Source organism: Collinsella sp. CLA-JM-H32 (genome assembly GCF_040098165.1).
GTDB lineage: Bacteria > Actinomycetota > Coriobacteriia > Coriobacteriales > Coriobacteriaceae > Collinsella.
In genome coordinates this window covers 44,268-71,232 of sequence record NZ_JBBNMZ010000003.1, presented here as the reverse complement: position 1 = coordinate 71,232, position 26,965 = coordinate 44,268, and the positions used below count along the sequence as shown (strand labels likewise).

19 protein-coding genes and 1 pseudogene are annotated in these 26,965 nt (G+C 61.5%); 5 read left to right on the top strand and 15 right to left on the bottom strand.

All coding sequences use genetic code 11. From position 1 onward, the window contains the following. Window positions 1-263 precede the first annotated feature (263 nt). Complete coding sequence (locus AAA021_RS02520) at window positions 264-629, top strand: phage holin family protein (RefSeq protein ID WP_196032327.1); 366 nt, start codon at window positions 264-266, stop codon at window positions 627-629. Window positions 630-771: 142 nt separating this feature from the next. Here AAA021_RS02520 and AAA021_RS02515 read toward each other — a convergent pair whose 3' ends face one another. After that, entirely contained in the window at window positions 772-1,200 is a 429-nt protein-coding gene (locus tag AAA021_RS02515) for an Rrf2 family transcriptional regulator (RefSeq protein ID WP_022094857.1), read from the bottom strand. Window positions 1,201-1,453: 253 nt separating this feature from the next. On the opposite strand from AAA021_RS02515, the gene cysK reads away from it, so the two are divergent. Together cysK and mnmA are read left to right on the top strand one after the other, a co-directional pair. Continuing rightward, on the top strand, window positions 1,454-2,392 hold the full coding sequence (gene cysK, locus AAA021_RS02510; protein WP_196032330.1) for a cysteine synthase A: 939 nt from the start codon (window positions 1,454-1,456) through the stop codon (window positions 2,390-2,392). Between the two features lie 178 nt (window positions 2,393-2,570). Further along, a pseudogene (gene mnmA / locus AAA021_RS02505) lies at window positions 2,571-3,674 on the top strand (tRNA 2-thiouridine(34) synthase MnmA); the annotation flags it as partial. 136 nt (window positions 3,675-3,810) lie between these two features. Here the strand turns inward: mnmA and AAA021_RS02500 are convergent. From AAA021_RS02500 to AAA021_RS02490, 3 genes are all read right to left on the bottom strand, one after another. Continuing rightward, complete coding sequence (locus AAA021_RS02500; RefSeq protein ID WP_349087813.1) at window positions 3,811-4,830, bottom strand: M42 family metallopeptidase; 1,020 nt, start codon at window positions 4,828-4,830, stop codon at window positions 3,811-3,813. Between the two features lie 265 nt (window positions 4,831-5,095). Beyond that, window positions 5,096-6,262 (bottom strand): lactaldehyde reductase, encoded by a 1,167-nt coding sequence (gene fucO, locus AAA021_RS02495; protein ID WP_117769511.1) that lies wholly within the window; start codon window positions 6,260-6,262, stop codon window positions 5,096-5,098. 165 nt (window positions 6,263-6,427) lie between these two features. Next, window positions 6,428-7,144, bottom strand: coding sequence for a YoaK family protein (locus AAA021_RS02490; protein ID WP_117769509.1), 717 nt, complete (start codon window positions 7,142-7,144; stop codon window positions 6,428-6,430). A gap of 253 nt (window positions 7,145-7,397) precedes the next feature. On the opposite strand from AAA021_RS02490, the gene AAA021_RS02485 reads away from it, so the two are divergent. After that, a complete protein-coding gene (locus tag AAA021_RS02485; RefSeq protein ID WP_349087812.1) occupies window positions 7,398-9,533 on the top strand; it encodes a YgiQ family radical SAM protein in 2,136 nt (711 codons plus the stop codon). Here the strand turns inward: AAA021_RS02485 and AAA021_RS02480 are convergent. The 11 genes from AAA021_RS02480 to AAA021_RS02430 all read right to left on the bottom strand — a co-directional run bounded on the left by AAA021_RS02480 (window position 9,530) and on the right by AAA021_RS02430 (window position 25,336). Then, window positions 9,530-10,441: a type II CAAX endopeptidase family protein gene (locus AAA021_RS02480; RefSeq protein WP_349087811.1), complete on the bottom strand. Its 912-nt coding sequence runs from the start codon at window positions 10,439-10,441 to the stop codon at window positions 9,530-9,532. The genes AAA021_RS02485 and AAA021_RS02480 overlap by 4 nt on opposite strands. Window positions 10,442-10,556: 115 nt before the next feature. Further along, on the bottom strand, window positions 10,557-11,933 hold the full coding sequence (locus AAA021_RS02475; RefSeq protein WP_349087810.1) for an ATP-binding cassette domain-containing protein: 1,377 nt from the start codon (window positions 11,931-11,933) through the stop codon (window positions 10,557-10,559). A 3-nt stretch (window positions 11,934-11,936) separates the two neighbouring features. Beyond that, window positions 11,937-12,989 (bottom strand): ABC transporter substrate-binding protein, encoded by a 1,053-nt coding sequence (locus tag AAA021_RS02470; RefSeq protein WP_349087809.1) that lies wholly within the window; start codon window positions 12,987-12,989, stop codon window positions 11,937-11,939. 2 nt (window positions 12,990-12,991) lie between these two features. Continuing rightward, on the bottom strand, window positions 12,992-14,746 hold the full coding sequence (locus tag AAA021_RS02465) for a [FeFe] hydrogenase, group A (protein WP_349087932.1): 1,755 nt from the start codon (window positions 14,744-14,746) through the stop codon (window positions 12,992-12,994). A gap of 50 nt (window positions 14,747-14,796) precedes the next feature. Further along, the gene (locus tag AAA021_RS02460; protein WP_117769501.1) at window positions 14,797-16,629 is read right to left on the bottom strand and encodes an NAD(P)-binding protein; all 1,833 of its coding nucleotides are present in this window, start codon (window positions 16,627-16,629) and stop codon (window positions 14,797-14,799) included. 256 nt (window positions 16,630-16,885) lie between these two features. Continuing rightward, complete coding sequence (locus AAA021_RS02455) at window positions 16,886-18,268, bottom strand: 6-phospho-alpha-glucosidase (RefSeq protein ID WP_225093779.1); 1,383 nt, start codon at window positions 18,266-18,268, stop codon at window positions 16,886-16,888. Window positions 18,269-18,271: 3 nt separating this feature from the next. Continuing rightward, the gene (locus tag AAA021_RS02450; RefSeq protein ID WP_343006291.1) at window positions 18,272-19,888 is read right to left on the bottom strand and encodes a PTS transporter subunit EIIC; all 1,617 of its coding nucleotides are present in this window, start codon (window positions 19,886-19,888) and stop codon (window positions 18,272-18,274) included. Window positions 19,889-19,987: 99 nt separating this feature from the next. Next, a complete protein-coding gene (locus tag AAA021_RS02445; RefSeq protein WP_349087808.1) occupies window positions 19,988-20,842 on the bottom strand; it encodes a PRD domain-containing protein in 855 nt (284 codons plus the stop codon). Window positions 20,843-20,860: 18 nt separating this feature from the next. Further along, the gene (locus AAA021_RS02440; protein WP_022094316.1) at window positions 20,861-21,373 is read right to left on the bottom strand and encodes a PTS glucose transporter subunit IIA; all 513 of its coding nucleotides are present in this window, start codon (window positions 21,371-21,373) and stop codon (window positions 20,861-20,863) included. A 343-nt stretch (window positions 21,374-21,716) separates the two neighbouring features. After that, window positions 21,717-22,478: a 4Fe-4S binding protein gene (locus AAA021_RS02435; protein ID WP_349087807.1), complete on the bottom strand. Its 762-nt coding sequence runs from the start codon at window positions 22,476-22,478 to the stop codon at window positions 21,717-21,719. A 656-nt stretch (window positions 22,479-23,134) separates the two neighbouring features. Then, entirely contained in the window at window positions 23,135-25,336 is a 2,202-nt protein-coding gene (locus AAA021_RS02430) for a DEAD/DEAH box helicase (protein WP_349087805.1), read from the bottom strand. Between the two features lie 507 nt (window positions 25,337-25,843). Between AAA021_RS02430 and AAA021_RS02425 the strand changes: the two genes are divergently transcribed. Then, complete coding sequence (locus AAA021_RS02425; RefSeq protein ID WP_349087803.1) at window positions 25,844-26,806, top strand: FHA domain-containing protein; 963 nt, start codon at window positions 25,844-25,846, stop codon at window positions 26,804-26,806. The last annotated feature ends 159 nt before the right edge of the window (window positions 26,807-26,965 follow it).

Here is a 26,965-nt window from a genome sequence, read left to right as displayed (position 1 = left end):
CCGTTCTATGCATCAGGGCAACGCCTGTGGCTTTTGCCCGTAGCAGTGTAGCACACCACCAAACTAAAGCGACAAGACTCTCTGCCAGCGGCGCGTTTTTCAGGACGAACGCCGTTTAGAAACCATATGCGCACGTAAGCTCCACGAATATTTGAGACAATGGGCGCCCAAACACCGCGGCGCGCCCGCGCAACCATCCAGGTCGCCGCCGTAAGCCGCTTCACGCGACGCCAGCAATCCCGGCGCAAGAAAGGATTCACGCCATGCGCTTTATGCTTAACTGGCTCTTCACCTCGATCGCCATCGCGATCGCCACGTTCCTCGTCCCCGGTATCCAACCCTTCGGCTTTGCCGAGACCTGGGTCTGTTTTGCCTTTGTGGGACTGTTCCTGAACATTGTCGATTCGTTCGTCAAACCGTTCCTGACCGTCATCTCACTGCCGCTCACTATTATTACGCTTGGTGTTTTTCAGCTCGTAGTCAACAGCTTTATGCTCGAGCTGGCCAGCTACCTGTCGGTCAATCTGCTGGGCGCGGGCATCTCCATCGCCAGCTTTGGATCGGCCTTTATGGGCAGTATCCTGGTATCCATCACGCGCAGCATCCTCGACAGCATCGCCGAGGACTAAAACGGCCATTCCGGCCGTGCCCGTCTCAACAGCCCAAAACGAAGGCCGCCCATCGCAAAAATGGGCGGCCTTCTTATTTGTCAAGTCTCAAAGGGCGAGAGAATCTACCATTTCTACCCCGTCCCCAAATGGCAGGTGTGGGTTAGATGACGTAGTCGTAGCCATGGTTGGGAGCGACAAGTTGATCGAGTGTCACACCGTCGAGGTAGTCGTTGATGAGCTTGTCCAGGTTCTTCCACACGTCGAGCGTGGGGCACTCATCCGAGCGTGAGCAGCCCTTGCAGTCGCCATCCAGGCATGCAACCGGTGCCAGACTGCCCTCGGTCAGGCGCAGGATCTCGCCCACCGTGTACTGCTCGGGCGGGCGCGTGAGCACGTAGCCGCCGCCCTTGCCGCGCATGCCCGAAAGCATGTTGGCGCGCACGAGCGTAGCCAAGATGTTCTCGAGATATTTCTCGGAAATCCCCTGTCGCGCCGCGATCTCTTTGAGCGGGATGCGACCGGCCGCCTGGTGCTCGGCCAGATCGACCATAACGCGCAGGGCATATCTGCCCTTTGTAGAAACCAACATGTATAGTGCTGCCTTTCGGTCATTTAGTCCGTAGAAATTCTAGCCGAAAAATTGGTTTTGAAAATACCCGTTCCGGTCAAGATGGTTAATCAGCTCGTAATAATCTTCTATTTCCTATTGCATTACTAGGCTTTAGTGTCTAGTATGCTTCCCAACAGCTAAACGAACAACCTATAAGGTTTATGGGTTTAGCTGCTACACGCACCGTGAAACCACACGGCAGCCAGCAACTTGAACACTTTGGAGGTTCACCATGAGCAAGGTTTACACGTCCATCGATCAGCTTATCGGCCACACCCCGCTCCTGGAGCTCACTCACTTTGAGGCCGACGAGGACCTCAAGGCTCGTGTGCTCGTCAAACTCGAATACTTCAACCCCGCCGGGTCAGTTAAAGACCGCGTCGCCAAGAACATGATTGACGAGGCCGAGAAGGCAGGCAAGCTCGTGCGCGGCGGCGACTACACCATCATCGAGCCCACGAGCGGCAACACCGGCGTCGGCATCGCCTCGGTGGCGGCCGCCCGCGGCTACAAGGTGATCATCACCATGCCCGAGACCATGTCCGTCGAGCGCCGCAAGCTGATGCAGGCATACGGTGCGCAGCTCGTGCTCACCGACGGCTCCAAGGGCATGAAGGGCGCTATCGCCAAGGCAGAGGAACTGCAGAAGGAGACTCCCAACAGCATCATCGCCGGCCAGTTTGTGAACCCCGCCAACCCCGCCATCCACAAGGCCACGACCGGCCCCGAGATCTGGGACGACACCGACGGCAAGGTCGACATCTTCGTCGCCGGCGTCGGCACCGGTGGTACCGTGACCGGCGTGGGCGAGTTCCTCAAGGAGCAGAACCCCGAGATTAAGGTCGTCGCCGTCGAGCCCGCCACCTCCCCGGTGCTCTCCAAGGGCCAGGCCGGCCCGCACAAGATCCAGGGCATCGGCGCCGGCTTTGTGCCCGACGTCCTCGACACCCGGGTCTACGACGAGATCATCCCCGTCGAGAACGACGACGCCTTTGCCACCGGCCGCGCCGTGGGCCACAAGGAGGGTGTGCTCGTGGGCATTTCGTCCGGTGCCGCCGTGTGGGCCGCGCTGCAGCTGGCCAAGCGCCCCGAAAACGAGGGCAAGACCATCGTGGCCCTGCTTGCCGACACCGGCGAGCGCTACCTGTCCACGGCACTGTTCCAGGACTAAGGGCCCGTCACTTGTCGATAGGCCCATGGCATGCCGGCCTATCCTCTCTTCTGGCTGCCTGAGCCCATCTCGTTAGGGTGTCCCACGAGACGTCCGAACTTGCTACAATGTCTGCGGCGCGGAACCAGCCTCCCGCGCCGCTTTTCTTTTTTGGCCACATGCCACCAAGGAGAACCTCCCCATGCACAACAAGCGCGTGCTCGTCGCCATGAGCGGCGGCGTCGATTCTAGCGTGACCGCGTACCTGCTCAAAAGCCAGGGCTACGAATGCGTCGGCGCCACCATGCGCCTCACCTGCCCCGCGCCCGACCCCGCCACGGGCACGAGTAAGGTCGACCGCGACATCGCCGATGCAAAGGCCGTCGCCGAGCGCCTGGGGATACCCCACCATGTGCTCGACCTGCAGCAGACCTTCGACCACAGTGTTATCGAGCGTTTTGTGAACGCCTACCAGGAGGGGCTGACGCCCAACCCGTGCATCATCTGCAACCGCCACATTAAGTTTGGCGCGTTGCTCGATGCGGCGCTGGACATGGGCTGCGACTACATCGCAACGGGACATTACGCCAAAACGAGCCAGGCGCCCGACGGCACCTGGCAGCTGCATCGCGGCGAGGACCCCAAAAAGGACCAGAGTTACTTTTTGTATTCGCTCACGCAAGAGCGCCTGGCACGCACAATCTTTCCGCTGGCAGGCCTGGACAAGGAGCGCGACGTGCGCCGCATTGCCGCCGAGCAGGACTTCATCAACGCCAAGAAGGCCGAAAGCGAGGATATTTGCTTTATTCCAGACGGTGACTACGCGGGCTATATCGAGCGCCGCTGCGGACATGCCGCTGCACCGGGCGACATCGTATGGCGCGACGGCAGCGTGGTCGGGCGCCACAACGGCGCACTGCGCTATACCATCGGCCAGCGCAAGGGTTTGGGCGTAGCGATGGCGCATCCCGTATACGTGACAGGCGTCGATGCCGCCAACAACACCGTGCATCTGGGCGAGGCCGAGGACCTAACGGCCACAGCACTCACGGCCGACGACTGGATCTGGAGCGCCCCTGCCGACCGCATGGAGGCAGAACTCGATGCCGGCGGTATTCGCGTGGGCGCCAAGTACCGTTACCGTCAGAAAGACCAAGCAGCGACCCTTACGCGCGGCGAAGACGGGCAAATGCTGCTGACTTTTGACGAGCCGCAGCGAGCCATCGCCCCCGGCCAGGCCGTTGTAGTCTACCACGGCGACATCGTCCTCGGCGGCGGCACGGTGACCGGCGCACTTAAGTAGCCCCATCCCCTTCATAAATTGCGGTGAAATAGGGACTGTTTAAGCGTTTAAAACCGCCAAACAGTCCCTATTTCACCGCAACTTAGAGAGGACGGCCTCGGTCGGTACTGCCGTATCAGCCGAGGCCGCTGAATCGCTAGCGCTGTACGTAGGCGCGGACGAGCTCGAAGGTGTTGCGCACGCCGTCCATGTGGCTACGCTCGTAGTTGTGGCTCGCATACACGCCGGGGCCGATCAGACCATGGCGAATGTCGTAGCCGGCAGAGAGCGTGGCTTCGACGTCCGAACCGTAATGCGGATACACGTCGATAGCGTAATCGAGCTCAAGCTCGCGCGCGATATTGGACAACGCCGTCACCAGGTAGTAGTTGTACGGACCGCCCGAATCCTTGGCGCAGATCGACACCATGTGCTCGGTGCAGCCTAGGTCGTCGCCCACGCAGCCCATGTCAACGCTGATCATCTCGCGCGTGTCGGCCGGCACGAAGGCGCCGCCGTGGCCCACCTCCTCGTACACGGTAAAGAGCAGCGAAACCTTACGCGAAAGCGTCACCTCGCCAGCGGCGACGGCACGCGCCAAGCCCAACAAAATGGCGGCCGATAGCTTGTCATCCAGGAAGCGGCTCTTAATGTAGCCGCTCTCCGTCACCGTCGTGCGAGGATCCATAGCGATGATGTCGCCGGTCTGAATACCCAGCTCGAGCACATCGTCCTTGCTGTCGACGTTCTCGTCGAGCAAGATCTCCATGTTCTTCTCGATGGTCTTGACCGGCTCGTCGGCCACGTGCGCCGAAGGCTCGGTGTTAAGAACCACGCCCGTGTAGACATTGCCGTCGCGCGTGTAGACGGTGCAGTTCTCGCCATCGGCCGTAGACCACTGATGCCCACCGAGCGTCGTGGGGCGCAGGCGGCCATTGTCCTTAATGGAACGCACCATGGCGCCTAGGGTATCGACATGGCTCGCCAGTACGAGCGGCTCGCCCTCGCCGCCAAGCTCAACGAGCACGTTACCCTTATTAGAACGCTCAGGCCCAAACCCCATATCGCGCAGGGTCTCCATCAGATAATCAGTCGCCGCACGAGTAAACCCCGTAGGCGAAGCGATAGAAGTCAGCATCTTCAACTGGTCAGTAATATAGGAGAGCGTAGAATCCATCTTGGACACCATTGTCACCCTTTCATATCGAATTAAACCCACAGCAACAATACCACCGCGAACCATCTTTTTACCTAGCGAGATGACCCATCGAGCTCCCCGGAACTGCGCCCGCCACGATAACGAGCCGGCAGGCCCCTGCCCGTTAGTCCCACAATCTTTCCGCAGGACGGAGGAAGCCCCCGCCGCACGAAGTGCGCAGCGGGGGCTTCCGACATGTCCGAGGACGATTGTGGGGCTAACGGGCGGGGCCCGCCGAACCAGGTTAGGCAACCGGGCAGATCTTCTTGAAGAGCTCGATGACGTCGTCGAGCGTCGCCTCGCGCGGGTTACCCGGGAAACAAGCGTCGGCCATGGCGTCCTTGGCCAGGACCTCGATCTCGTCAGCCTTCATGGCCTCGCAGACGTGCGGGATATTCACGTCGGCGGAAAGCTGCTTGACGGCGGCGATAGCGGCGTCGGCAGCCTCGTCGGTGCTCATGCCCGTGGTGTCAACGCCCATGGCGACGGCAACCTTGGCCAGACGCTCGGCGCAAACCGGCTTGTTGAACTCCATGGCGATCGGCAGCAGCATGGCGCAAGCGACGCCGTGCGGGGTGTCGTAGTGAGCGGACAGGGTGTGAGCCATGGCGTGGTCGATGCCCAGGCCAACATTGGAGAAGCCCATGCCGGCGACATACTGGCCAAGGGCCATGCCCTCGCGGCCGGAGCCGGGCTGGCCGGACTTGGCCTCGGCAACGGAGTCGCGTAGGTTCTCGCTGATCAGCTTGATGGCCTCAAAGTGGAACATGTCGGAGAGCTCCCAAGCGCCCTTGGTGGTATAGCCCTCGATGGCGTGGGTCAGAGCGTCCATGCCGGTGGAGGCGGTCAGGCCGGCGGGCATGGAAGCCATCATGTCGGGGTCGACGACGGCGACCTCGGGGGCGTCGTTGGTGTCGACGCACACGAACTTGCGGACCTTCTCGGGGTCGGTGATGACGTAGTTGATGGTCACCTCGGCAGCGGTACCGGCGGTCGTCGGCACGGCGATGGTGAACACGGCGTGGTTCTTAGTGGGAGCAACGCCCTCGAGGCTGCGGACATCGGCGAACTCGGGGTTGTTGATGATGATGCCGATGGCCTTGGCGGTGTCCATGGAGGAGCCGCCACCGATGGTCACGATAGCGTCAGCCTCGGCGGCCTTGAAGGCCTCGACGCCGTCCTTGACGTTCTGAATCGTGGGGTTGGGCTTGATCTCGGAGTAGAGGCTCCAAGCGATGCCGGCGGCGTCGAGCTCGTCGGTCACCTTAGCGGTAACGCCAAACTTGACCAGATCGGGGTCGGAGCAGACGAAGATCTTCTTGTAGCCGCGACGCTGGAGCTCGCCGGGGATCTCCTTGATGGCGCCGGAACCATGATAAGAGATGGTATTGAGAACGAAACGATTAGCCATTGATAGCCTCCCATCGTGTGCGGGGCATCCATTACGCCCCGCGCTATGAGTCCCATCCTAACGCTTTTGAAACAAAAAACGCGTGAGAACGTCAAACTATTTAAAGCGTTTCAACAGACGATGAAAAATATTGCGGCAAAGGGACAGCCCCTTTGCCGCATTCGGTTACTTTCGGCAGCCCTCTTTCCAAGCCTCGGCCGCAACCTTCCAGCGTAAGCGCAAGTCGCGCTCGCGGTCGATGAACATGATGGCAAACGCGACAAACAGCAGCAAGCTCGCCACGACGATGGCGTGCAGGCCCATGCGCTCAATACACCAGTTGCCCAACACGGCGCCAAACACAAAGGTAAAGATCACGCCAAAGTACAGCAGGCCGTTTTCCAAAAAGCCGCGCCTGTGGGTGATGATGTAATCGTCCACGTTTTGCAGCGCGTTGCGCAAGTTGCCGATGCACATGGTCGTAGCGATGCCGTGACCGTGGATCTTGCGGAAGCTCTCGACCTGCATGCCGCAGGCAAACGAGGTAAGGCAGTTGGCGAGCAGGTTGTAACCGCCACCGGGGATAAAGCTCACGCCCAGCAAGATGACGGCTTCAAAGAACACCGTCACCTGACGCCAGTGGATCACGCTGCCAAACCGCTCGTGCACCAGGTCGGCAAGCATAATGCCCACGGCAAACGACACCACGGGGAAGAAATAGCGTCCCGCCAGCACCCAATTGCCCTCCGAAATGCTCACGCCCACAAGCAGGATGTTGCCCGTCTGCGCGTTGGCGAAAACATGGTCGCGCCCAATGTACGAATACACATCCATAAAGCCACCGGCGAGCGCCAGGATAATGCCCAGTTCGATGGACTCCGATATCTGTTTGGCACGCTGCATCGTCGTGCATCCTCCTTGTTGACGACCCTCTCGTGCGTTGGCGGAAACATAACCGCCGTTCATACTGTAACCCATTGACAACATGGCGTGCGCGCGAGACGGGTTCTCCAACGCGCAGATACACAGTCTGGAAACAAACGACTGGCTCAGCGACGCTCTCACTCACCAGCTCATGTACTCCCCCAGTCTTTTTAGCCCCGCCCCAAAAAGACTGGTTACAATTACGTGCAGCATACAAACACCGGGAGGGATCGTGGCAAAAAAGCCTCAGCACGCTCAGAACAACCAGCGCAGTCAGCAGGGCAAACAGGGCCAGCAGCAAAAGCGTGGCGGCAAGGCCCAGGGCGGCCACGCCGCTCATACCCCGGCAGCGCCCGCCCGCCCCTGGCGCCCGGGCCGTGATAAATTCCTCCCCGTCAGTCGAGCCGACATGGATGCACGCGGCTGGGACCAGTGCGACTTTGTCTACATCTGCGGCGACGCCTACGTGGACCATCCCAGCTTTGGCATGGCCATCATCAGCCGCGTCCTCGACGCGCACGGCTACAAAGTGGGCATCATCTGCCAACCCGACTGGACCGACCCCGCCAGCATCACCGTGCTCGGCGAGCCGCGCCTAGGCTTTCTCGTCAGTGCCGGCAACATGGACTCTATGGTCAACCACTATTCGGTGACCAAGCATCGCCGCCACACCGACGCCTATACCCCCGGTGGCGAAGAGGGGCGCCGTCCCAATCGCGCCGTCACGGTCTACGGCAACCTCATCCGCCAGACGTTTAAAGACGCCCCCATCATTATCGGTGGCATCGAGGCAAGCCTGCGTCGCCTGGCCCACTACGACTACTGGCAGGACAAGCTCAAGCGCTCGGTGCTGCTCGACTCGGGCGCCGACATCCTCATCTACGGCATGGGCGAGCACGCGATTGTCGAGATCGCCGACGCGCTCGACGCGGGACTGCCCGTCGACCAGATTACCTATATCAACGGCACCGTCTACCGCACCAACTCGCTCGACGAGGTCTACGACTACGACCTGCTGCCCAGCTGGGACGATCTTGCCGCCGACAAGCTCAACTACGCGCGCAGCTTTAACGTGCAGCAGCAGAATATGGACCCCATCACCGGCCATCGCCTGGTAGAGCCCTATCCCAACAGCGTCTATGTGGTGCAAAACCCGCCGTCGACGACACTCACCACCGACGAGATGGACGAGGTGGCCGAACTCCCCTACGCACGCGATTGGCATCCCGACTACGACGCGGCGGGCGGCGTGCCGGCCTTTGCCGAGATCAAGTTTTCGATCAGCTCCAACCGCGGCTGTTTTGGCGAGTGCTCGTTTTGCGCCCTCACCTTCCACCAGGGCCGCGTGTTGCAGATGCGCAGCCACGACTCGATCATGCGCGAGGCCGAGCTGCTCACGCGCGATCCCGAGTTTAAGGGCTACATCAACGACGTGGGTGGACCGACGGCCAACTTTAGCCGTCCCGCCTGCGACAAGCAGCTCAAGCACGGCGTGTGCAAGAACAAGCGCTGCCTGTGGCCGAGTGTGTGCAAGAACATGGTGGTCGACGAAAGCGGCTACACGCAGCTGCTGCGCGACCTGCGCCAGCTGCCGGGTGTCAAAAAGGTCTTCGTCCGCAGCGGCATCCGCTTTGACTACACCATGGCCGACGCCTCGGACGAGTTTTTGCGCGAGCTGCTGGAGCATCACGTCTCGGGCCAACTGCGCGTAGCGCCCGAGCACGTGAGCGACGCGGTGCTGTCCGTGATGGGCAAGCCGAGCCGCGCCGTCTACGATGCGTTCTGCCGCAAATTTGAGCGCTTGAACCGCGAATACGGACTCAAGCAGTACGTGGTGCCGTATCTGATCTCGAGCCACCCCGGTTCAACCATGAAGGAAGCCGTGGACCTTGCCGAAGCCGTGCGCGACATGGGCTACATGCCCGAACAGGTGCAGGACTTCTACCCCACCCCGTCCACCATGTCGACGTGCATGTACTACACCGGCGTGGACCCGCGCACCATGGAGCCGATCTATGTAGCGCGCGACCCGCACGAGAAGGCCATGCAACGCGCGCTCATCCAGTATCGCAAGCCCGAGAACTACAAGCTGGTACGCGAGGCGCTGGAAAAGGCTGGCCGCCGCGACCTGATCGGCTACACCAAGCATTGCCTGATCCGTCCCGTGCCGCCGCGCCCGGGCGAGACGTCTGCTGGCGGCGGGCATGGCACCGGCAAGAAGGGCGGCAAGGCCCACGGTGGCGCCGCTGGCAAGGGGCCTAAGGGCAGCAAGGGGCACAGCGGCATGTCGCGCGCGCAGAACACTGCCGGGCGCAACCGTGCAGCTCAGGGGCGTCAGGGTGCCAACGGAGGCGGCAGGCGCAACTAAGGCAGCGGTGCCGTCGCTATGTCCGTCTCGCATGCGTGGCGCAGTGAGCGCATCGCCTCCACGAGGATGATGCCGGCGATGGCAACCGTGACCGCCACGTCGAGCGGCGTGTTCACAAACCAGAGCATCGTCATGAGATACGACCCGGCATTAAAGGCAAAATGCAACAGGATCGTGTAGCGGAGCTTTCCGGTGGTCACGAGCACCCAGCCAAAGACCAGACCGGCGGCGCCGGCGTAGCAGCCTTGCACCCAGTTCATATGCATAAAGCCAAAGATGGCCGCCTGCAGCACAATCGCCGCGGCGATGCCTCGCTTGTCCGGCGCCGCCCAGGGCACTATGGCGACGTCTTGCGCCCACGCGCGACGCCGGCGCTTCCAGAGCGGACGGCACTGCGGGTTAAATGCTCGGAGCGAAAACTCAAAAATGATACCGCGCACCAGCAGCTCCTCGCAAAACGGAGCGCCGAGCACCGTAGTCAGGACGGCCAGATAGCTCGTGTCGCCCATGCCCATCTCCTCGACAAGTTCGCTGTAATCGGCCGCCGCCTCGGGCAACAGCGACAGCACGGCGTCGGTCACGTAGCCAACGACCACCTGCAGGGCCAGGCCGATCACGATAACGCAGGCGATGCGCCTCCATGCCTTGCCCGCTCCCCCGCCAAGCGGGCGCTCGCCCTGCCAGCGCGCCATATACGAACGCGGCCACAGATAACGCCACCACAGCAGTGCCATCAAAAACGACGCCGTCTGCGCGGCAGCCTGAAGCAATTGAATATCGAGGCCGTCAATCGAAAAGCCCATGAACACCGACGCGACGCCCAGAGCGGAAAACAAAACAACGCTCAGGGCAATATCTGCCGCGACAACGCCTAAGCAAGCAAGTGTCCACACCAACGCGTTGAGCATGCCAGCCTCCTCAAGAACCGTTCCCTAGTTCTACCACAAACTGGCAAAACACTAATCCCTTGGGGACAGAGGAAAACGGATCATTTTGTTGTCGAGTTAGAACTTGTGATGGCCTCTAAAGCGCAATGACATCCAAAATATCGAGCTCCTGAGCATCGGTGACGTCGTGCGTGGCAAGCAGGAGCATGCGACCTTCGAGCAGGTCGAGTACAGCCTCGGCCGTCGCATCGCGCGCGGAGGCGTCCAGGCCGGTAAAGGGCTCATCCAGAATAACGGCGCAACCGCCACACAGCAGGGCGCGGGCAATCTCGACACGACGGCGCTGTCCACCCGAAAGCTCGGCCACGCGCGCATGCACGTCGATTCCCGGCACCAACCGGCGCAGCAAGGCCGTAGCGCTCGAAGCATCCACGCGCGCATCGGCACACACCAGCACGTTATCCAAAGCCGAGGCGCCCTCTACCAGGCGCGCGTCCTGAAACACCATCGAGCACGGCACGCACTCCCCCGCCGCCAGGGCGAGCAGCGTCGACTTGCCCACGCCCGAAGCGCCCATCACGCAAACACGCCCACCCGCGGCCACGTTGAGCGCCAAACCGTCAAGCGCCGGCGCCCAGGACGCACGATCGCCCACGGCAAGAGCAAGCTCCGCCGCAGCGCCATCGCTCGCGGCCCCCGCACGCCCGCGCAGTCCATGCCCATGCGCCCGCACGGCCACACGCCATGCCACGGAACCCGAAGCCCGCAGCAGCCACACCAGCACGCGCTCACACGCCCACGAGGCAGCAACGACCAGTACGGTCCACGCCAGCAGATCCGCTGTCTCGATCAAAAGCTTCGCCTGATAGATGCGTTCGCCCGCGGTGCCCGTCGCCATGCCAATGAGCTCCGCCGCCACGCCGGCCTTCCAACTCATGCCGATCACGGCACGCGCACACGAAAGCACAAACGGCAGGACCTCGCGCCAGGTATGGGCACAAAACAGACGCCAACCCCGCACGCCATGCAGGCGAAACATCTGCTCCAGCGGTTTATTCACCTGAGCCAGCCCCTCGGCCAGCGAAAAATACACGCCCGGCAGCGCCATCAAAAAGACCGCCGCGATGCTCACGCGTGCCGACCCCAGCCAGATAAGCAACAGGACCACCACGCAGGCGACCGGCGTCGCCTTTACAAACGACAGCGCCGGAGCCACCAAGCGTGCAAACGCCCGCGAGCGCGACGAAATTCCGGCAAGCACGCCACCACACACCGCGGCAAGCACCAGTCCGCCCAGTATCCGCGCGCCCGAGCCCGCCAAAATCGCCCAGGTACCGCCATCGCACACCAGGCGTAGCAGCGCCAAGGCAACAGCACCCGGACCCGGCAAAATCAACGGCTGCGCCACGAGACCCGCCACCAGCACCCACACGGCAAGCCAAAAGGCGGCAACGGCACCTGCTGCCGCCACCGCCTTCATACGCTCTGCCATTTGTCGAGCAAACGCACGCACGGGCTACTCCATGTAGTAGAAATCGTCAGCCGGGAGCTTGCCGCCCACGGCGCTCGCGTCCGCATCGGCCAGCACCTGCAGGTACCCACCGAGCGCCGCCTTCATATCCCTCCCCGTCTGGCACACGAGCATGCACCCGGGAGTCGCTTTTTCGGCAATCGCGGCGTTATCCACGATACCCGCATCGACCACGGCCTGAGCCCAGTCCGCCGGCGCCGCGTTCACGTCCTCAACGCTCGCAGCATGGCAGCTCAGGAATTCCGCCACGGCCTCGGGATGCTCCTCGGCAAAGGCCCGACGCACCACGGTCACGCCCGTCAGCAAACGGGAGCCCGTGTCGCCTGCCAGCTCATCCCACACATCGGTCAGACTCACCGGCGCCGACAGCTTGCCTTCGCTCTTTGCGATGGCAGCGGTCTTGAACGGCTCGGGCAGCACGCCCACGGCAGACGGATCGGCAAGCAGCACCGAGAGCACCTCGGTGGGCTCGCTCTTAAACTCAAGCGCCACCTGGCCGGTCAGGCCCGCGCGCTCCAACAGGTAGTTCATGACGTACTCCGGCGTGGTGCCCTTGCCCGTCATATAGACAGTATGGCCCGCCAGATCGCCAAACGAAGTAACGTCCGCGTTACCCGTCACCACGTTCAGCACGCCCAGCGTGTTGATGTCGATGACCTGCACCGCACCCTCAGTCTTGTTGTAGAGTACGCTCGCCACGTTGGCGGGCACCAGGGCGATATCGATATCGTCCTGAATGACCTTGGGCACAATCTCATCGGCGGCAGTATTGATCGCAAAGTCGAACTTATTGTCCGTCTCGCCATCGGCAGCCTGGTCCATAAACTGCACCAGGCCAATCGAGGTCGGCCCCTTGAGCGAGGCGACGTGCACCTCGACGGGCTCCGCGGCGGTCGCCGCACCACCGGCAGCCGAGCCCGCGGCAGACCCGGCACCGGCAGCCCCGCCGCCACAGCCCGCGAGCGCAAGCGACAGGGCGCCCGCGGCGAGCGCCGAGGCAAACCCCCGGCGCGACATCTCAAAATCAAACGCGCGCATCGCTAGCACGTCCCCTCGTTAGGCATCGACCAGGCATGATGGTCGGTATGCAGCAACTCCTCGGCCAGCGGCGAGAGCGGCGCGCGCAAAAACTCGCGGTAGCACGCCTGGACATCGAGATTCTCGTGCGAGAAACGAATGTCCGCCTTCGCATCCAGGCTCCACAGCACCTGGCCACGCTCAGCCGCCAGCTCGCAGCCGTCGTGGATGGGCTGACCGCCGCCACCGACGCAGCCGCCCGGGCACGCCATGACCTCAACAAAGTCATATCTCACACGGCCGTCGCGAATCGCGTCGAGCAGACGGGCGGCGTTGCCCAGCCCGTGCGCCACGGCGACGCGCACCTTGGTACCGTCGATATCGGCCACGGCCTCCTTCCAGCCCTCGAGTCCGCGCACGTCAGTGAAGAAGTCGGCATCCGGGTTCTTGCCCGTCACCAGGTAATATGCCGAGCGCACGGCGGCCTCCATCACGCCGCCCGTGGCGCCAAAGATCACACCCGCGCCCGTGCCAAAGCCCAACGGCGTATCGAGCGGCTCCTCGACCAGCGTGTCAACGCTCACGTGGCTCGCGCGGATCATGCGCACCATCTCGCGCACCGTCAGCGCAACGTCCACGTCGGGCGCGCCGCCCTCGCCCATCATGCTCGGCAGCGCACACTCGGCCTTCTTGGCCGTGCATGGCATAACGGACACCACGAACAGACGCTCGGGCTCCACGCCCAGCACCTTGGCGTAGTAGGTCTTGGCGATAGCGCCGAACATCTGCTGCGGCGACTTTGACGTGGACAGGCTGTCGACAAACTCGGGGTAACGTGCCTTCACAAAGCGCACCCAGCCCGGGCAGCAGCTCGTAAACATGGGCCAGCCGCGGCTGTCGCCCTCACCCTTAGCGGCGGCGCCCAGGCGCTCGAGCAGCTCGGAGCCCTCCTCCATAATGGTGAGGTCGGCCGAGAAATCGGTATCGAACACATACTCAAAGCCTACGCGGCGCAGCGCGCAAGCCAGACGCTCGACGGTTGCCTCCTCGCGCGGAATGCCGAGCTCCTCGCCCCAAGCACTACGCACGGCCGGCGCGATCTGCACCAGCACGATCTTGTCGGGATTAGCGAGCGCGTCAAACACGGTCTCGGTGTCGTCGCGCTCGCGCAGCGCGCCCGTCGGGCAATGCGTGATGCACTGGCCGCACGCGACGCAATCGGTCTTGCCGATCGGCACGCGCCCGCGGGTGCCCACGGCGGTATGCGTGGCGCGGTTGGTCAGGTCCCAAATCCCTAGGCCCTGTACGCTCTCGCACACCTTGATGCAGCGCATGCATTTAATGCACTTGTCGTTTTCGCGGATGATGGGGAAATCGAAATCCCAGCCCTCGCCCGCCAAATGCCTTTGATACGGCAGATAGAAAATGCCCAGGTCGTTGGCAATGGTCTGCAGGTTGCAGTTACCGCTGCGCACACAGCTCGTGCAGCGTGAATCGTGCTGCGAAAGCAGCAGCTGCACGTTGGTGCGGCGCGCCTCGCGGGCCTTGGGGCTGTTGGTGTGGACCACCATGCCATCGAGCACGTAGTTGTTGCAGGCGGCAACCAGCTGGTCGCAGCCCTCAACCTCGACCACGCACACGCGGCAGCCGCCGATCTCGTTCAGATCGCGCAGGTAGCACAGGGTGGGAATCTGGATGCCGACGGACTTGGCCGCGTCCAGGATCGTGGTGTGCTCGGGCACCACGACCTCGCAATTATCGATAGTGAGCTTGACCATATTGAGTGCTCCGCTTTCGGTGTTATCGCTGACAGTGGGGTTGTTGAGCTCTACCATTCCAGGTTCCTCCCTCCGCGGAACGCGCCAAAACCAAAGTGGTCGCAACGCAGGCAGCGGCTTGCCTCCTGGCGCGCCTCCTCCTCGGTAAGGCCCTGCTCGACCAGATTCCAATCGTGAATACGCTCGCCGGCCTCGCGCTCACCCAGCTCGCAGCGGCCGCACTCGTGCTTGCCCTTAAACTGAACGGTCGGCAGCTCCACGTCGAGCTTGATCTTGTGGTCGAAGCCCAGATAGCGGTCGATGTTTGCCGAAGCCACGCGGCCGGCGTTGATGGCACGGATGACGGTGGCGGGGCCGGTCTGGCAGTCGCCGCCGCTAAAGAGGCCATCGAAGTTGGGCACGGCACCGTCCGAGTCGGTGACCACGCAACCCCACTTGCAGGCGATGCCCATGTCCTCAAACGGCTTGGAATCGATGTCCTGGCCAATGGCGACAAACACGCGCTCGCAGGGGATGACGCGCTCGGGCGTAGCGGCGGCACGCGGAGCCGGACGACCGCGGCGGGGCTCGCCGATAATCTGCGGTTGCACGCGCAGGCCGCTCACGCGACCATCTTCGCCCGTCTCGATAGCGAGCGGGGCCGTAAGCTCCAGAACCTCGCAACCCTCGGCCTGGGCGCCGGCGATTTCGGCGTCCTGAGCCGTCATATCGCAGATGCGACGGCGGTAGACGATGCTTACCTTTTCGGCGCCGCAGCGCACGGCAGAGCGCGCCACGTCCATGGCCACGTTGCCGCCGCCGATGACGCACACGCGCTGGCCGCTCAGGTCGGGCAGTTCGTCGTCTCCAATGGCACGCAGCATCTTGACGGCCGACTCCACGCCGGGCGCCTCTTCGCCCGGAAGGCCGAGCTTCTTGTCGCTATGGGCACCGATGGCCAGATAGACGGCATCGAACTCGTCGCGCAGGCGGACAAGCTCCTCGCCGTTGACGGAGTGATCGAGCTCAACATCGATGCCGGCGCTCAAGATCCAATCGATCTCGGCCTGCAGGCGCTCGCGCGGCAGACGATAGCTGGGGATGCCGTAGCGCAGCATGCCGCCCAAGTGGTGGCGCTGCTCAAAAATGGTCACCTTGTGGCCCATCACGGCCAGGTAGTAGGCACAGGAAAGGCCGGCCGGGCCGCCGCCGATCACGGCGATGCGCTTGCCGGTGTTGTCCACTACATGCGGCTTGTGGTCGTTGAGGTCACTGTGCTCAACGGCAAAACGCTTGAGGGCGAGAATGTTCATGGGATCATCGACCATGCCACGGCGGCAGTGCATCTCGCAGGGATGCTCGCACACCAAGCCGCAGACGAGCGGCAGTGGGTTGTTCTTGCGGATGACCTTGACGGCGTCGGCATAACGGCCTGCCTCGACCAGCGAAATGTAACCAGGAATGTCGACGTGCGCCGGGCAGCCCGAGACACACGGGACGCGAGCCTCGCGGTCAAAGCCGCAGGAGTGCTCGCGGATGTGGTGCTCAAAATCGTCGCGGAAGCCGCGAATGGCCGTGAGTGCCATGGCGCCAGCTTCGTAGCCGATGGCGCAGTCGCTCGAAAGGTAGATGGTGCGGGCCGTGCGCTCAATCAAGTTGAGCGTGGACTCGTCGGCGCGGCCCTCGAGCACATCGGCGAGCAGGTCGCTCAGCGCGCTCAGGCCCACGCGGCAGGGCGTGCACTTGCCGCAGCTCTGGGTGGAGCACAGGTTGACGAGCGCCGCCGTAAACTCGACGGGGCACGGGGCGAGTGAACTCACCGCCAGACGACGTCCGAGTGCATCGTGCAGGTCGTCCATGACGGCCTGAGCGTGGCTGCGTTCCATTACGTGCAGTCGAGCCATAAGATCCCCTCTCACATGGCAGCCCGGAGGCGAGGCCGGGCGAAATTGCTACACGCACAACACTGACCTAAAAAGTTGTTAGGTCTCCACGCAGTTCGGCAGGCGGTATGAAATGTCACCATCAGCGGTGAAAATGAACATTATCGCAGATAAATGCCATATTTGATAAAACGCGTTACCAAACGACAATGCCCCGCCCACGCAATCATGTGGACGGGGCATTGCTCTAGGTATGCGGCCAGCGACCCTGTTGCTTTTACTTAAGCTCGGGCCAGTAACCCTTGTTGGCCTCGATCATGTCGTCGAGAACCTCCTTGGCGACCTTCATCGAAGGCACGGTCTTGTTGAGCGTAAAGGCCTTGAGCGCCTTCTCGTACGAACCCTCAATCGTAGCCTCGACCACGAGCTTCTCAGAGTTCAGCTGCTGCATCATGAGACCCTGCTGGAACAGAGGAATGTTGTCACGGCTGATGACCTCGGGGCCGTTCTTGCCAATGTAGGCAGGCAGCTCGACCATAGCGTCGTAGGGCATGTTGGGGATGGCGCCCTTGTTCTCGCAAATGACCAGGAAGCGCTGCTTGGTGTCGTTCTTCAGAGCGATGGCCAGGTCGGCAATCCAGTCGCCGTGGCTGCCCGCATAGAACGTGCTCTCGTCGATCTCGCCGGTCTTCTCGTAGTGATCGATACCGTCGAAGAGGTTCTTCTCGCGCGTCTCCTCAACCTCGTTCGCACGGGTGCGCTCGGGGTTTGAGTGCTCGACGAATTCCTTCTGCTGCAGGTAGTAGTTCAGATACGTGTTGGGCAGGTACTCCGGGAAGCACTCCATGATCTCGTACTCGCCCTTCCAGACGTAGTACCAGCTGCCCTTGGTGTGACGGTTCTGCTCGGGATGCTCGTCGGTGGCCTCCTCGGGCTTCTTTGCCATGAGCGAGCCCATGCCCTTGAGGTAGGAGTCGGGCAGCAGGATCTGGTGCTCCTTGATGTACTCGCGCAGCTGCGGGAGCACCTCCTCGCCCTTGTGGCGGATCGAGGTGAACCAACCAAAGTGGTTGAGGCCAAAGTAATCGTACTCGACATCCTTCTTGTCGATATCGAGCGCGGCGCAAACCACGTCGATGATCGCGATCGGCATGTCGCAGATGTTGATGATGCGAGCGTTGGGACGCAGCACACGGCAGCCCTCGGAGACGATGGCAGCAGGGTTGGAGTAGTTGAGAATCCAGTAATCCTTCTTGGCGTACTTCTCAACGTCATCGATCAGCTCGACCATGGGGAAGATGGTGCGCATGCCGTAGGCAAGGCCGCCGCAACCGCAAGTCTCCTGGCCCACGCAGCCGTGACGCAGCGGAATCTTCTCGTCCTGCTCGCGCATGGCGTAGCCGCCCACGCGCATCTGGGCAAACACGAAGCTCGCGTCGGTAAAAGCCGTCTTTTTGTCGGTGGTCACCGTGAGCTTGATGTCCAGGCCGAGGTCCTCGTGCAAAATCCAGTCCACGAGCACGCCGACCTTGCGCTGGCGCTCCTCGTTGATGTCGTACAGACGAATCTCGTCAACGTCGAGCTCGTCCTTGCGCAGGGCGATGGACTTGACGATGCCGGGGGTAAAGGTGGATCCGCCACCACACAGAGTAATGATCATTGTTTACTGCTCCTTCTCAATTGCGTTTTCGACCTTGTCGCGCATCTCGGCGACCTTCATGCCAAAGATGATCTGGATATTATTGCCGTTGCGGTTGATGCCGCTGTTGGGCACGTGGTTGATGAGGTCCTCATTGATGAGGTCCGGGTTCTTAACGTTCACGCGGAGACGCGTAAAGCAGTTCTCGAGCTCCTCGATGTTGTCCTTGCCGCCAAGACCTGCGACCAGGTCGGCAATACCTGCATCGACGCCCTCTGCGGGAGCCGCGGCAACGGCGCCCTGCTTCACTGCGACAGACGCGGCGGCCTCGCCCTCGGCAACGGACTCGGCGAGCTCGGACTCCTCCTCGCGGCCAGGCGTGTGGAGGTTGAGCTTCTTGATAAGGAAGGTGAAGAGGAAGAAGTACAGCGCGGCGTTGACGACTCCAAGCACCAGCATAACCGGCCAGTTGGTCTTATCGACGCCCAGGACCAGGTTGGAGACCACGATGTTGATGATGCCGCCTGCAGTCGAAGCGGGCACGGAGAGGACCTTGAGCAGGACCAGGAAGATGCCGGAAAGAACCGAGTGAACGACAAAGAGCACGGGAGCGGCAAAGACAAAGAGGAAGTCCATGGGCTCGGTCACGCAGGAGAGCACGGCGGTGATGATCAGCGGGATGATAACGGCCTTGGTCTTATCCTTGTTCCCCTTGTAGGCGGTGACGATAAAGGCGAGGCCGATGCCGATGTAGGGCCACAGATTGTTGAAGGTGTAGCTGTTGAAGTAGGTACTATCGGAGAAGGGCTGACCCGTCATTGCCATCTCGGCAACACGGATGGGATAGGCGCCGGCGATAACCTGACCACCCAGCGTAAGGGTGCCACCCACATCGGAGAACTGGAACGGGGTGTAGATGAGGTGGTGCAGACCGGTGGGAACGAGCAGCTTGTTGAGCATGCCGTAGATAAACAGACCGATGTTGCCCGACTCCTTAATGATGCCGGCAACGGAGGAGATGGCACCCTGAACCGGAGGCCAAACGATGCAGAAGCCAGCGCCCATGATCCAGGAGATGATGATCATGATCAGGAACGGAAAGCGAACGCCCGAGAACATCGAAAGGGCAATGGGGAACTGCTTGTTCGAGTACTTGTTGAACACGGCGCCGGTGATGCAACCGAGAATGATGCCGCCGAACACGCCGGTATCGAGCACCTGGATGCCCATAACGGTGGCCTGGCCGGTTCCGGTAAGGCCGAGCATGCCGCTCGCATCGGCAAGAGAGCCGGTGGCGTTGAGCACGATGTTGTTAGCCTGCAGGAACAGGAAGAACGACATCAGGGCGATCAGCGAAGCATGGCCCTTGTTCTTCTTTGCCATGGCGCCGGCGATGCCCACGCAGAACAGAATCGAGAGGTTGTTGATGATAAACATCAGCGACTGGTAGACAACGGCGCCCACAAGCTGGAACGGACCGGAGCCCAGTACGGGGACCAAAGCGCAAATGGTCTTGTTGGTCAGAATGATGCCCACAATGAGCAGGATGCCGGCAACCGAGAGATACATCATCGGCTGGACGATCGACTTCGCGAACACCTCCAACGGCGCTTTGAAATTGAACTTCTTTTTTGCGGTCATAGCGGTACTCCCCTTCCTTTTCCGCAAATTAAGACAGATGTGCCCTGGACAAGACCGTGAGCCTTGCCTTATATCAATCGATGTGTGGGCACGTTATGCCTAGAGACCAGGTTCTCCAAGCAGGTTAACAATGTGATATGCGAGATAGCTCTTCTCGGCATCGGTAACGACAACGTTATAGGTAGACGACAAGTGGGCGGCTATGGCGTCCGCGCACGAGAATGCGCACGGATACGCCGTTTCATCGATTCGGAACAGCGCGTCGCCATTGATTTGCCCGGCCGTGGGGTCAAGCGCCCGCTGTGCGAAAAACTGCAGGTGGCGGACGAAACGCTCATAGGGCAACGAGGTGTCATCGAGGGTCGTAGCATAGCGCTCGGAAACAATCGCGAGCACGTCGCGAACAAGCTGGACCGAAACAATCAAACGGTCGGAGCGTTGCGGCATGGTGGCGTTGACGATATGCAAGGTAATGAAACCCTGCTCTTCTTCGCTCATCTGGATGCCCATATACTCCTTGATAATCTGCAGCGCACGGCCCGCAAGTGCATACTCCTTGCGATAGAACTGCTGGATCTCGAGCAGCAACGGATTCTCACAGGAGACGCCCTTGCGCTCGCGCTCCAAAGCAAGGCTGATATGGTCTGCGAGAGCAATGAGAATCTTGTCGTTGATATCAACATTGAGCTCTCGACGGAGCATCTGAACAATGTCCTCGGCAATCACGAGGTTGACGGTGGGGATGGACTCCAAAAGATGTGCCAAGCGGTCAATCGTACGCGAGTCCTGAGAAGTTCCCTCCTGCAACGCGTAGGTCTTTTCGATCGACGCCTCGTCGATGGCATCGCCGGCATGACGGCCAAAGCAGAGGCCTCGACCGATGACGATGAGCTCGGAGCCATCGTCCGAAGTGACCGTTGCGACGTTGTTGTTAAAAACTCGCTTGATAACCACGGTACCCACCACAAAAATTTACTCGGAAAGCCAGATGACAGGCTCTTTAGCAGCAACAGGGCCGGAAGCATGCTCACGAAGAGTCGAGTTCTCCGAGCGCTCGCACACGATAACGAAGACCGTGGGATCGAAGCCGGCGGCGCGGACCGCGTCGAAATCGACCTCGACGAGGGGCTGGCCCGCGTCGACATGGTCACCCTGGGCAACAAGCGCGTGGAAGCCCTTGCCCTCAAGCTTAACAGTATCGATTCCGATATGCAGCATCACCTGAGCAGAGCTGTCGTCGGACATGATGCCCAGCGCGTGCTCAGTCGGAAACAGCGCCGCGACGGTGCCGGAAACAGGAGCGCACACCGTTCCCTCTTGGGGAACCACGGCAACGCCATCGCCCACGGCACGGCTGCTAAAAGCAGGGTCATTGGTATTTTCCAGATGAACAAGCTCGCCGGAAACGGGAGCGAGGATTTCGAACTCGGAAGCCGCAGTCGTCTGCTCATCCGAACCGCCCATCAGGCGAGAAAAGAAACCCATGGTGGCATGTCCCTTCATAAATATAGCCCAACCAAAATCAATCGAATGCGCCCCTTGAGACGCACGCGATCAAAGACTTTGGTTAGGCCCACGTCCAAGGGACTCGGTAACCTTCCGCATTTCTTTTCACTGAGGTTATTGTAGACAAGCCCAAAGCCGGAACAATCATTATGACCGGCGAACGGTATTTTTTCTCCGATAAACGGTATTTATGCGGCACTTAGGGGCACTCCATTTCTGCCGGCACCCAGGGACACTCCTTGCTCTGGTGCAATGGGGTCAGGTTTGTTTGCACCAACTTGGTGCAGATTAACCTGACCCCAATGCACCAATCTCGCTTGCGTTAGATGAAGATCTCACATTCCCTGCGCTCGACGCAAGCCTTGCTCAGCATCTGGGTAACGGCGGCAAGTTTGTTAGGGTCAAGTTTGCGAGCATTCTGCGAGCATACGGAGACGCAACGCATGCAGGAGATGCACGCCTCGCCATCCACCTGCCTTGGATCGTCCTTGTCGATAGCTCGGACAGGGCACAACGCAGCGCAAGCACCGCAGGAGACGCAATCCTCCGTTGCATGGGGCACCATACTGTGGCCTCCAGCTTGCTTATAAGGACGATTGCCGGGAATAGAGGGCTCGGACGCAGCCCCGTCCAGTAGCTTTTGCCGGATTCGCTGCGCAAACTCTGAAAGTTGCGCCACATCCTGCGCATCCGGTCGCCCAGCAGCAAACTGACGAGCAACGGAATGCTCGGCAATGGCAGAAACCGCTGCAACCACCCTAAATCCGGCACGCTTCGCAACGTCTTCCAGCTCAATAAGCGTATCCTCAAACGCGCGGCCCCCGTAAACACAAACCAAAACAGCCCGAGCTCCGTTGCCACGCACCATTCCCAGTCGCTCAACCGCCACAGCTGGAACCCTGCCAGCATATGATGGGACGGAGATAACCGCAACGTCGCCCTTCGCCATCGAGACCCCGTGGAAATCCAACCCACTATCGGTCAGATCGACGGTAACGATATTCCCATCCAGCGCCCCGGTCACAAGACCAGACACTTTCTCCGTTCCGCCCGTCGGACTAAACACAATTTCGAACATGCTCATCGAACATCCTCCCCTACGCTTGGTAACACACCAAGCCGCCCGCATGCTTAGACAGAGTATACGGCGCGCGGGGACACCCCGGTTTAGCGCAAAGGGGTCAGGTTTGTTTCCACCAACCTGGTGCAGATTAACCTGACCCCTTTGCACCAAACTATGCTGTCTGCCTCATCGATTTGCATAATTTCCGTTACAGATTGCATATATTTACGTGATACCGCTGTGTTCTCCTGAGGTACCCCATCCCGGACCGTGCAAAAAACGGAGTATTCTGCAACGCGCTCGTGCCAACACCGCCGCGAGCGGGCAAAACTGTAGGGCGCTGCATCATTTTGGGTTCCGCTATAACGAGAATGACACACCTTTGCACCGGAAAACGGAAAAGTCTGACTCAAAACACTCGCTAGGGATATCCGAAGGCCACCGCTGGCGACGTCGAATCGTATGCAGGCAACTCGATCTGCAGAATACTCCAAAAAATGCACGGCGCACCCCATGGGACCCATTGCCGCACGGCTGAAAACGGGCCTTCAGCATCCTCCAGGTGCATTCCTGAGCAAATCACACCGGACCAACGGTCGGATGCGGCAAACAAAAGGGCCCCGAGCGTAGTTGCTCGGGGCCCTTAGTTCGCCTCGCTCTAGCGTGCGACGCGTATGTTACTTGCGCTTGCCGCCGCCGTCACCGGGGCGACGGGAGCTGCCGCCGCGCTTGCCGCCACGATTGTTGCCATAGCTGCCACGGTTATCGCGACCGCCGGCACGACCGCCGCGGGAGCCGGCCTGGTTGCCGCCACGCCCGCCGCGATAGCCGCCACGACGCTCCTCGCGGGTATCGTCGTAGTTGCGCCAGTCATCGCGACGATCGCGGCTGGCACGCGGGTCACGACGATCGCGCGACTCGTTAGAACGACCAGCGCCGCCGCGGCCGCCATTGCTGCGAGCACCCTCGCGACGCTCGCCGCCGCGGCCACCGCGCTCACCGCGGCTCTCGCCGCCGCGACGCTCATCACGGCCACCGCGCTCGTCATCACGACCGGAACGACGGCGGTCGCCCGAACCGCGCTTGCCACCGCGCGAACCGCGGCCCTCGTCCTCGCGCTCAACACGGCGACGACCGCCGCGGTCCTCGTCCTCGCGGCGACGACGATGCGCCTCGCCCTGGAACTGCTTGGCGCGGCGCTCGGCACGGTTGCCACGCGGGGCCTGCTTGACGGCGTCAGCACCGCCGCGCTCCTCGGCAGCCACCTCGCGAGCCACGCTCTCCACGGCCTCGTCCACGCGAGCCTGAACGCCCTCGCGCACGCGGGTCTTACCGCCACGCTTGGGACGACTCGGACGCTCGCCGTCGCTGCGGCGCTCGTCGCGACCGCGGTTGGAACGACCGGCCACATCGCCGTAATCGTCGCCGTTGCGCTTGCCGTCGCGACGTGCCTGCTCAAGCTTCTTCTTGCTCTTGGACTTGCCGCGCTTGGTCTTCTTCTTCACCTTAAAGGCCGCAGGATCGCGCTCGGGATCGACGGCAGGCGGGTTGGGGCCCACATGCAGGTCGCCGGCCTCGTAGATGTCGGCCGTCTTGTCCATGAGCTTCTCGATCTCGTAGAACTCATCGACGTCCTGCTCGGTCACAAACGTAATGGCCCAGCCCAGCTCGCCGGCGCGGCCCGTGCGGCCGATGCGGTGGATGTAGTCGGTCGGCTCGGCCGGCACGTCAAAGTTCACGACGTAGCGCACATCGCTAATGTCGATGCCGCGGGCAAGCACGTCGGTTGCCACCAGCACGTCAACGGTGCCGTCGCGGAAGGCCGAAAGCGCGCGCTCGCGCTGGGCCTGGCTGCGGTTGCCGTGGATCGCGGCGGCCTTGATGCCCTTGCGCTCCAGACGACGGCAGCAGCTGTCGGCGCGGTGCTTGGTGCGCATGAAGACGATAGTGCGCTCCGGGCCCTCCTTTTTGAGGAACTCGGGCAGCAGGTTGTTCTTGGCCTCGATGGACACCGGGAACACAAACTGGTCGACGGTGTCGGCGGTCGACGTGGCAGGCGCGATCTCCACGCGGGCCGGGTCGCTCACCAGGTCGGTGATCTCGCCCACGGCCTCCTCGTCGAGCGTTGCCGAGAACAGCAGCGTCTGGCGCTCGGCAGGCGTCTCGCGCACAATACGGCGAACGGCGGGCAAAAAGCCCATGTCGAGCATACGGTCGGCCTCGTCGAGCACCAGCACCTTGACCTCGTCCAGGTGGCAGGCGCCCTGCTCGATCAGGTCGACCAGGCGGCCCGGCGTGGCGACCAGGATGTCGCAGCCGTACTTGAGCGCCGCGGTTTGCGGCTTGTAGCTCACGCCGCCCACGACGGTCACGGCGACATGGCCGGTGACGTCGGCAATCTTACCGGCGACCTCATCGATCTGCTGGGCAAGCTCGCGCGTGGGGGTGATAACGAGCATCGCGGGGCCGCGGCCGTTGCCCTCGGGCTTCTTGGCGCCGCGACGGCGGTTGCGGCCGCCACGCTCGTGCACGGGTTTGGGAGGAGCGATGTGCTCCAGATTGTTCATGGTCGGCAGCAAGAAGGCGGCCGTCTTGCCGGTGCCGGTCTGAGCGGCGGCAAGCAGGTCGCGGCCCTCGAGCACCACGGGGATCGAGCCAGCCTGGACGGGCGTGGGCGCCGTGTAGCCCAGGTTCTCGATGGCACGAAGCATCTCGTCCGAAAGTCCCAGCTCGTCAAAGGCGGGCAGGTTCTCGGTCGCGGACTCGACGGTCTCGGCGGCGCTGGCCTCGTCGGCAGCATCGAAGGCAGCCTGGGTCATGGCCTCGCGGGCCTCGTCCAGAATCTCGGCGTCCGTGACGTCGGATACAGAATTACGCATATGTTGTTGTTCCTTATCTGCACGCATTATGGGCACGGCATGCGGCCGCGCGAGCGTGCTTGGTAGTGCGCTAATACATACAAAAACAGGTGCGCACAGAGAGGACGTTGCTCAGCACGCTGGCGATCGCTTTGGCAGCCTTATCACGCGCCGTCCAGACGCAGCAGCTCTAAGCGATGGAGCAGATTCGCCGCCGGTTAGTATACCCGTACTCCGTATGCCCCCACGTAAACCACAGATGACGGGGCGGACGGGGCGGGCCTGGCCGATTGTCTCAATCTGTAACAGATGCAGGGCAAAACCGGGTCCAAATGTTACAGAACAAGACAGAGGGGGATTTCCGTCCAGTCCAAACCAAATCTCTCAGTCTTCCTGCAATTTCGAACATGTGGCCTATAATGTTGCTTTGGTTACGCTGTATATTGCGCAGCCATTTAATACGTCGCCCACCGGGAGCCATTAATTCCTATCGCCATATTGGCTAGGAAGCAATCAAAGGAGGTATCCGTGGCAGCAGAGACGCCTTGCTCGGTCCTCTATAACGATATTCGCTCGTTCGGCGGTCTTAAACATCTCGAGATCGCCCGAATGCTCATCAATGGAAACTCTTATCTCGGCAGTACCCTGCTCGAGAAATGCTCTTCCAACCGCTCGTATCTCACCCGTTACATCGTCCATCGCAAGCCTGACCAGTGCGCGCCCGCCATCTACAGCGACTTTACCGTCACCACGCTCAACCTTTCCGCGGCAATCTGCAGCAAGCTCGGCGGCAGCGAGTCCACCTATCGGGCAATCGCCGAGCACTATCGCGGTCCGGCCGCCAACGAAATGATGTCGGCTCTCGCCAGCTACAAGCTGGACAGCCGCCTATATGCAAATGCCCTCAATCGCATCGACAACTTTGACGGCAATGCCGTGCGTGAGAAAAGCACGCTTTACCTTATGCTCTTTGTGGCAACGGGGGCGCTCGCCGATCCCGTTCAGGGCGTGGCCACCGTCGAGCGCTTTTGCGACAGCAAGACGGGTGGGCACTTTGGCACCACCGAAACTACCGTCGGACGTGGCTTTATGGGCAGTCTGGATCAGCCGCACGCCGTCGCTCCCAACCTCGGTCTGCTCAGGACACATGCCGACAACTGCGTCGACATGCAAATCCATCCCCTCACACGCGATCCGCGTGGCACGGTAATTGGATCCTTGCCCAAAACCTCGCCCAGCATCACCGATGTGGGCGCCGACGCATCGCGCGAGCATCTTCGCATTTGGCTTGAGGGTGAGCACTGGTACGCCCAGGGCCTTGGATCGACCAACGGCACGGTACTCGAATCGGGTGCAGGCGACGGCGATATTGTGATTGAGCCGCCGCGCGACCAACGCGAGCCCGGCAAGATCTATCCCCCAGTGGAAATCGAAAACAGCGACAGGCTCCATCTGGGTCTCTACACGACATTCCTTGTCATTGTGGACTAGCGCGGACGGCGATCGGAAGACGGTCGCCGTCCGTCTTTCATCTTCTACCTTCTGCGTCGTAAACGACAATGCTCAGCGGTATACGTGGGCAGTGCGGCTATCATGGTACTTTACCGATATCCGCACTGCTCACGTATACGTGCGGCAACCCATGCCAGA

Coding starts and splice junctions, on each gene's coding strand:
- AAA021_RS02520 (WP_196032327.1), top strand. CDS start 264: ATGCGCTTTATGCTTAACTGGCTCTTCACCTCGATCGCCATCGCGATC.
- AAA021_RS02455 (WP_225093779.1), bottom strand. CDS start 18,268: ATGATCATTACTCTGTGTGGTGGCGGATCCACCTTTACCCCCGGCATC.
- AAA021_RS02465 (WP_349087932.1), bottom strand. CDS start 14,746: ATGGTCAAGCTCACTATCGATAATTGCGAGGTCGTGGTGCCCGAGCAC.
- cysK (WP_196032330.1), top strand. CDS start 1,454: ATGAGCAAGGTTTACACGTCCATCGATCAGCTTATCGGCCACACCCCG.
- AAA021_RS02470 (WP_349087809.1), bottom strand. CDS start 12,989: ATGCGCGCGTTTGATTTTGAGATGTCGCGCCGGGGGTTTGCCTCGGCG.
- AAA021_RS02450 (WP_343006291.1), bottom strand. CDS start 19,888: ATGACCGCAAAAAAGAAGTTCAATTTCAAAGCGCCGTTGGAGGTGTTC.
- AAA021_RS02440 (WP_022094316.1), bottom strand. CDS start 21,373: ATGGGTTTCTTTTCTCGCCTGATGGGCGGTTCGGATGAGCAGACGACT.
- fucO (WP_117769511.1), bottom strand. CDS start 6,262: ATGGCTAATCGTTTCGTTCTCAATACCATCTCTTATCATGGTTCCGGC.
- AAA021_RS02435 (WP_349087807.1), bottom strand. CDS start 22,478: ATGAGCATGTTCGAAATTGTGTTTAGTCCGACGGGCGGAACGGAGAAA.
- AAA021_RS02500 (WP_349087813.1), bottom strand. CDS start 4,830: ATGGATTCTACGCTCTCCTATATTACTGACCAGTTGAAGATGCTGACT.
- AAA021_RS02430 (WP_349087805.1), bottom strand. CDS start 25,336: ATGCGTAATTCTGTATCCGACGTCACGGACGCCGAGATTCTGGACGAG.
- AAA021_RS02490 (WP_117769509.1), bottom strand. CDS start 7,144: ATGCAGCGTGCCAAACAGATATCGGAGTCCATCGAACTGGGCATTATC.
- AAA021_RS02515 (WP_022094857.1), bottom strand. CDS start 1,200: ATGTTGGTTTCTACAAAGGGCAGATATGCCCTGCGCGTTATGGTCGAT.
- AAA021_RS02480 (WP_349087811.1), bottom strand. CDS start 10,441: ATGCTCAACGCGTTGGTGTGGACACTTGCTTGCTTAGGCGTTGTCGCG.
- AAA021_RS02460 (WP_117769501.1), bottom strand. CDS start 16,629: ATGGCTCGACTGCACGTAATGGAACGCAGCCACGCTCAGGCCGTCATG.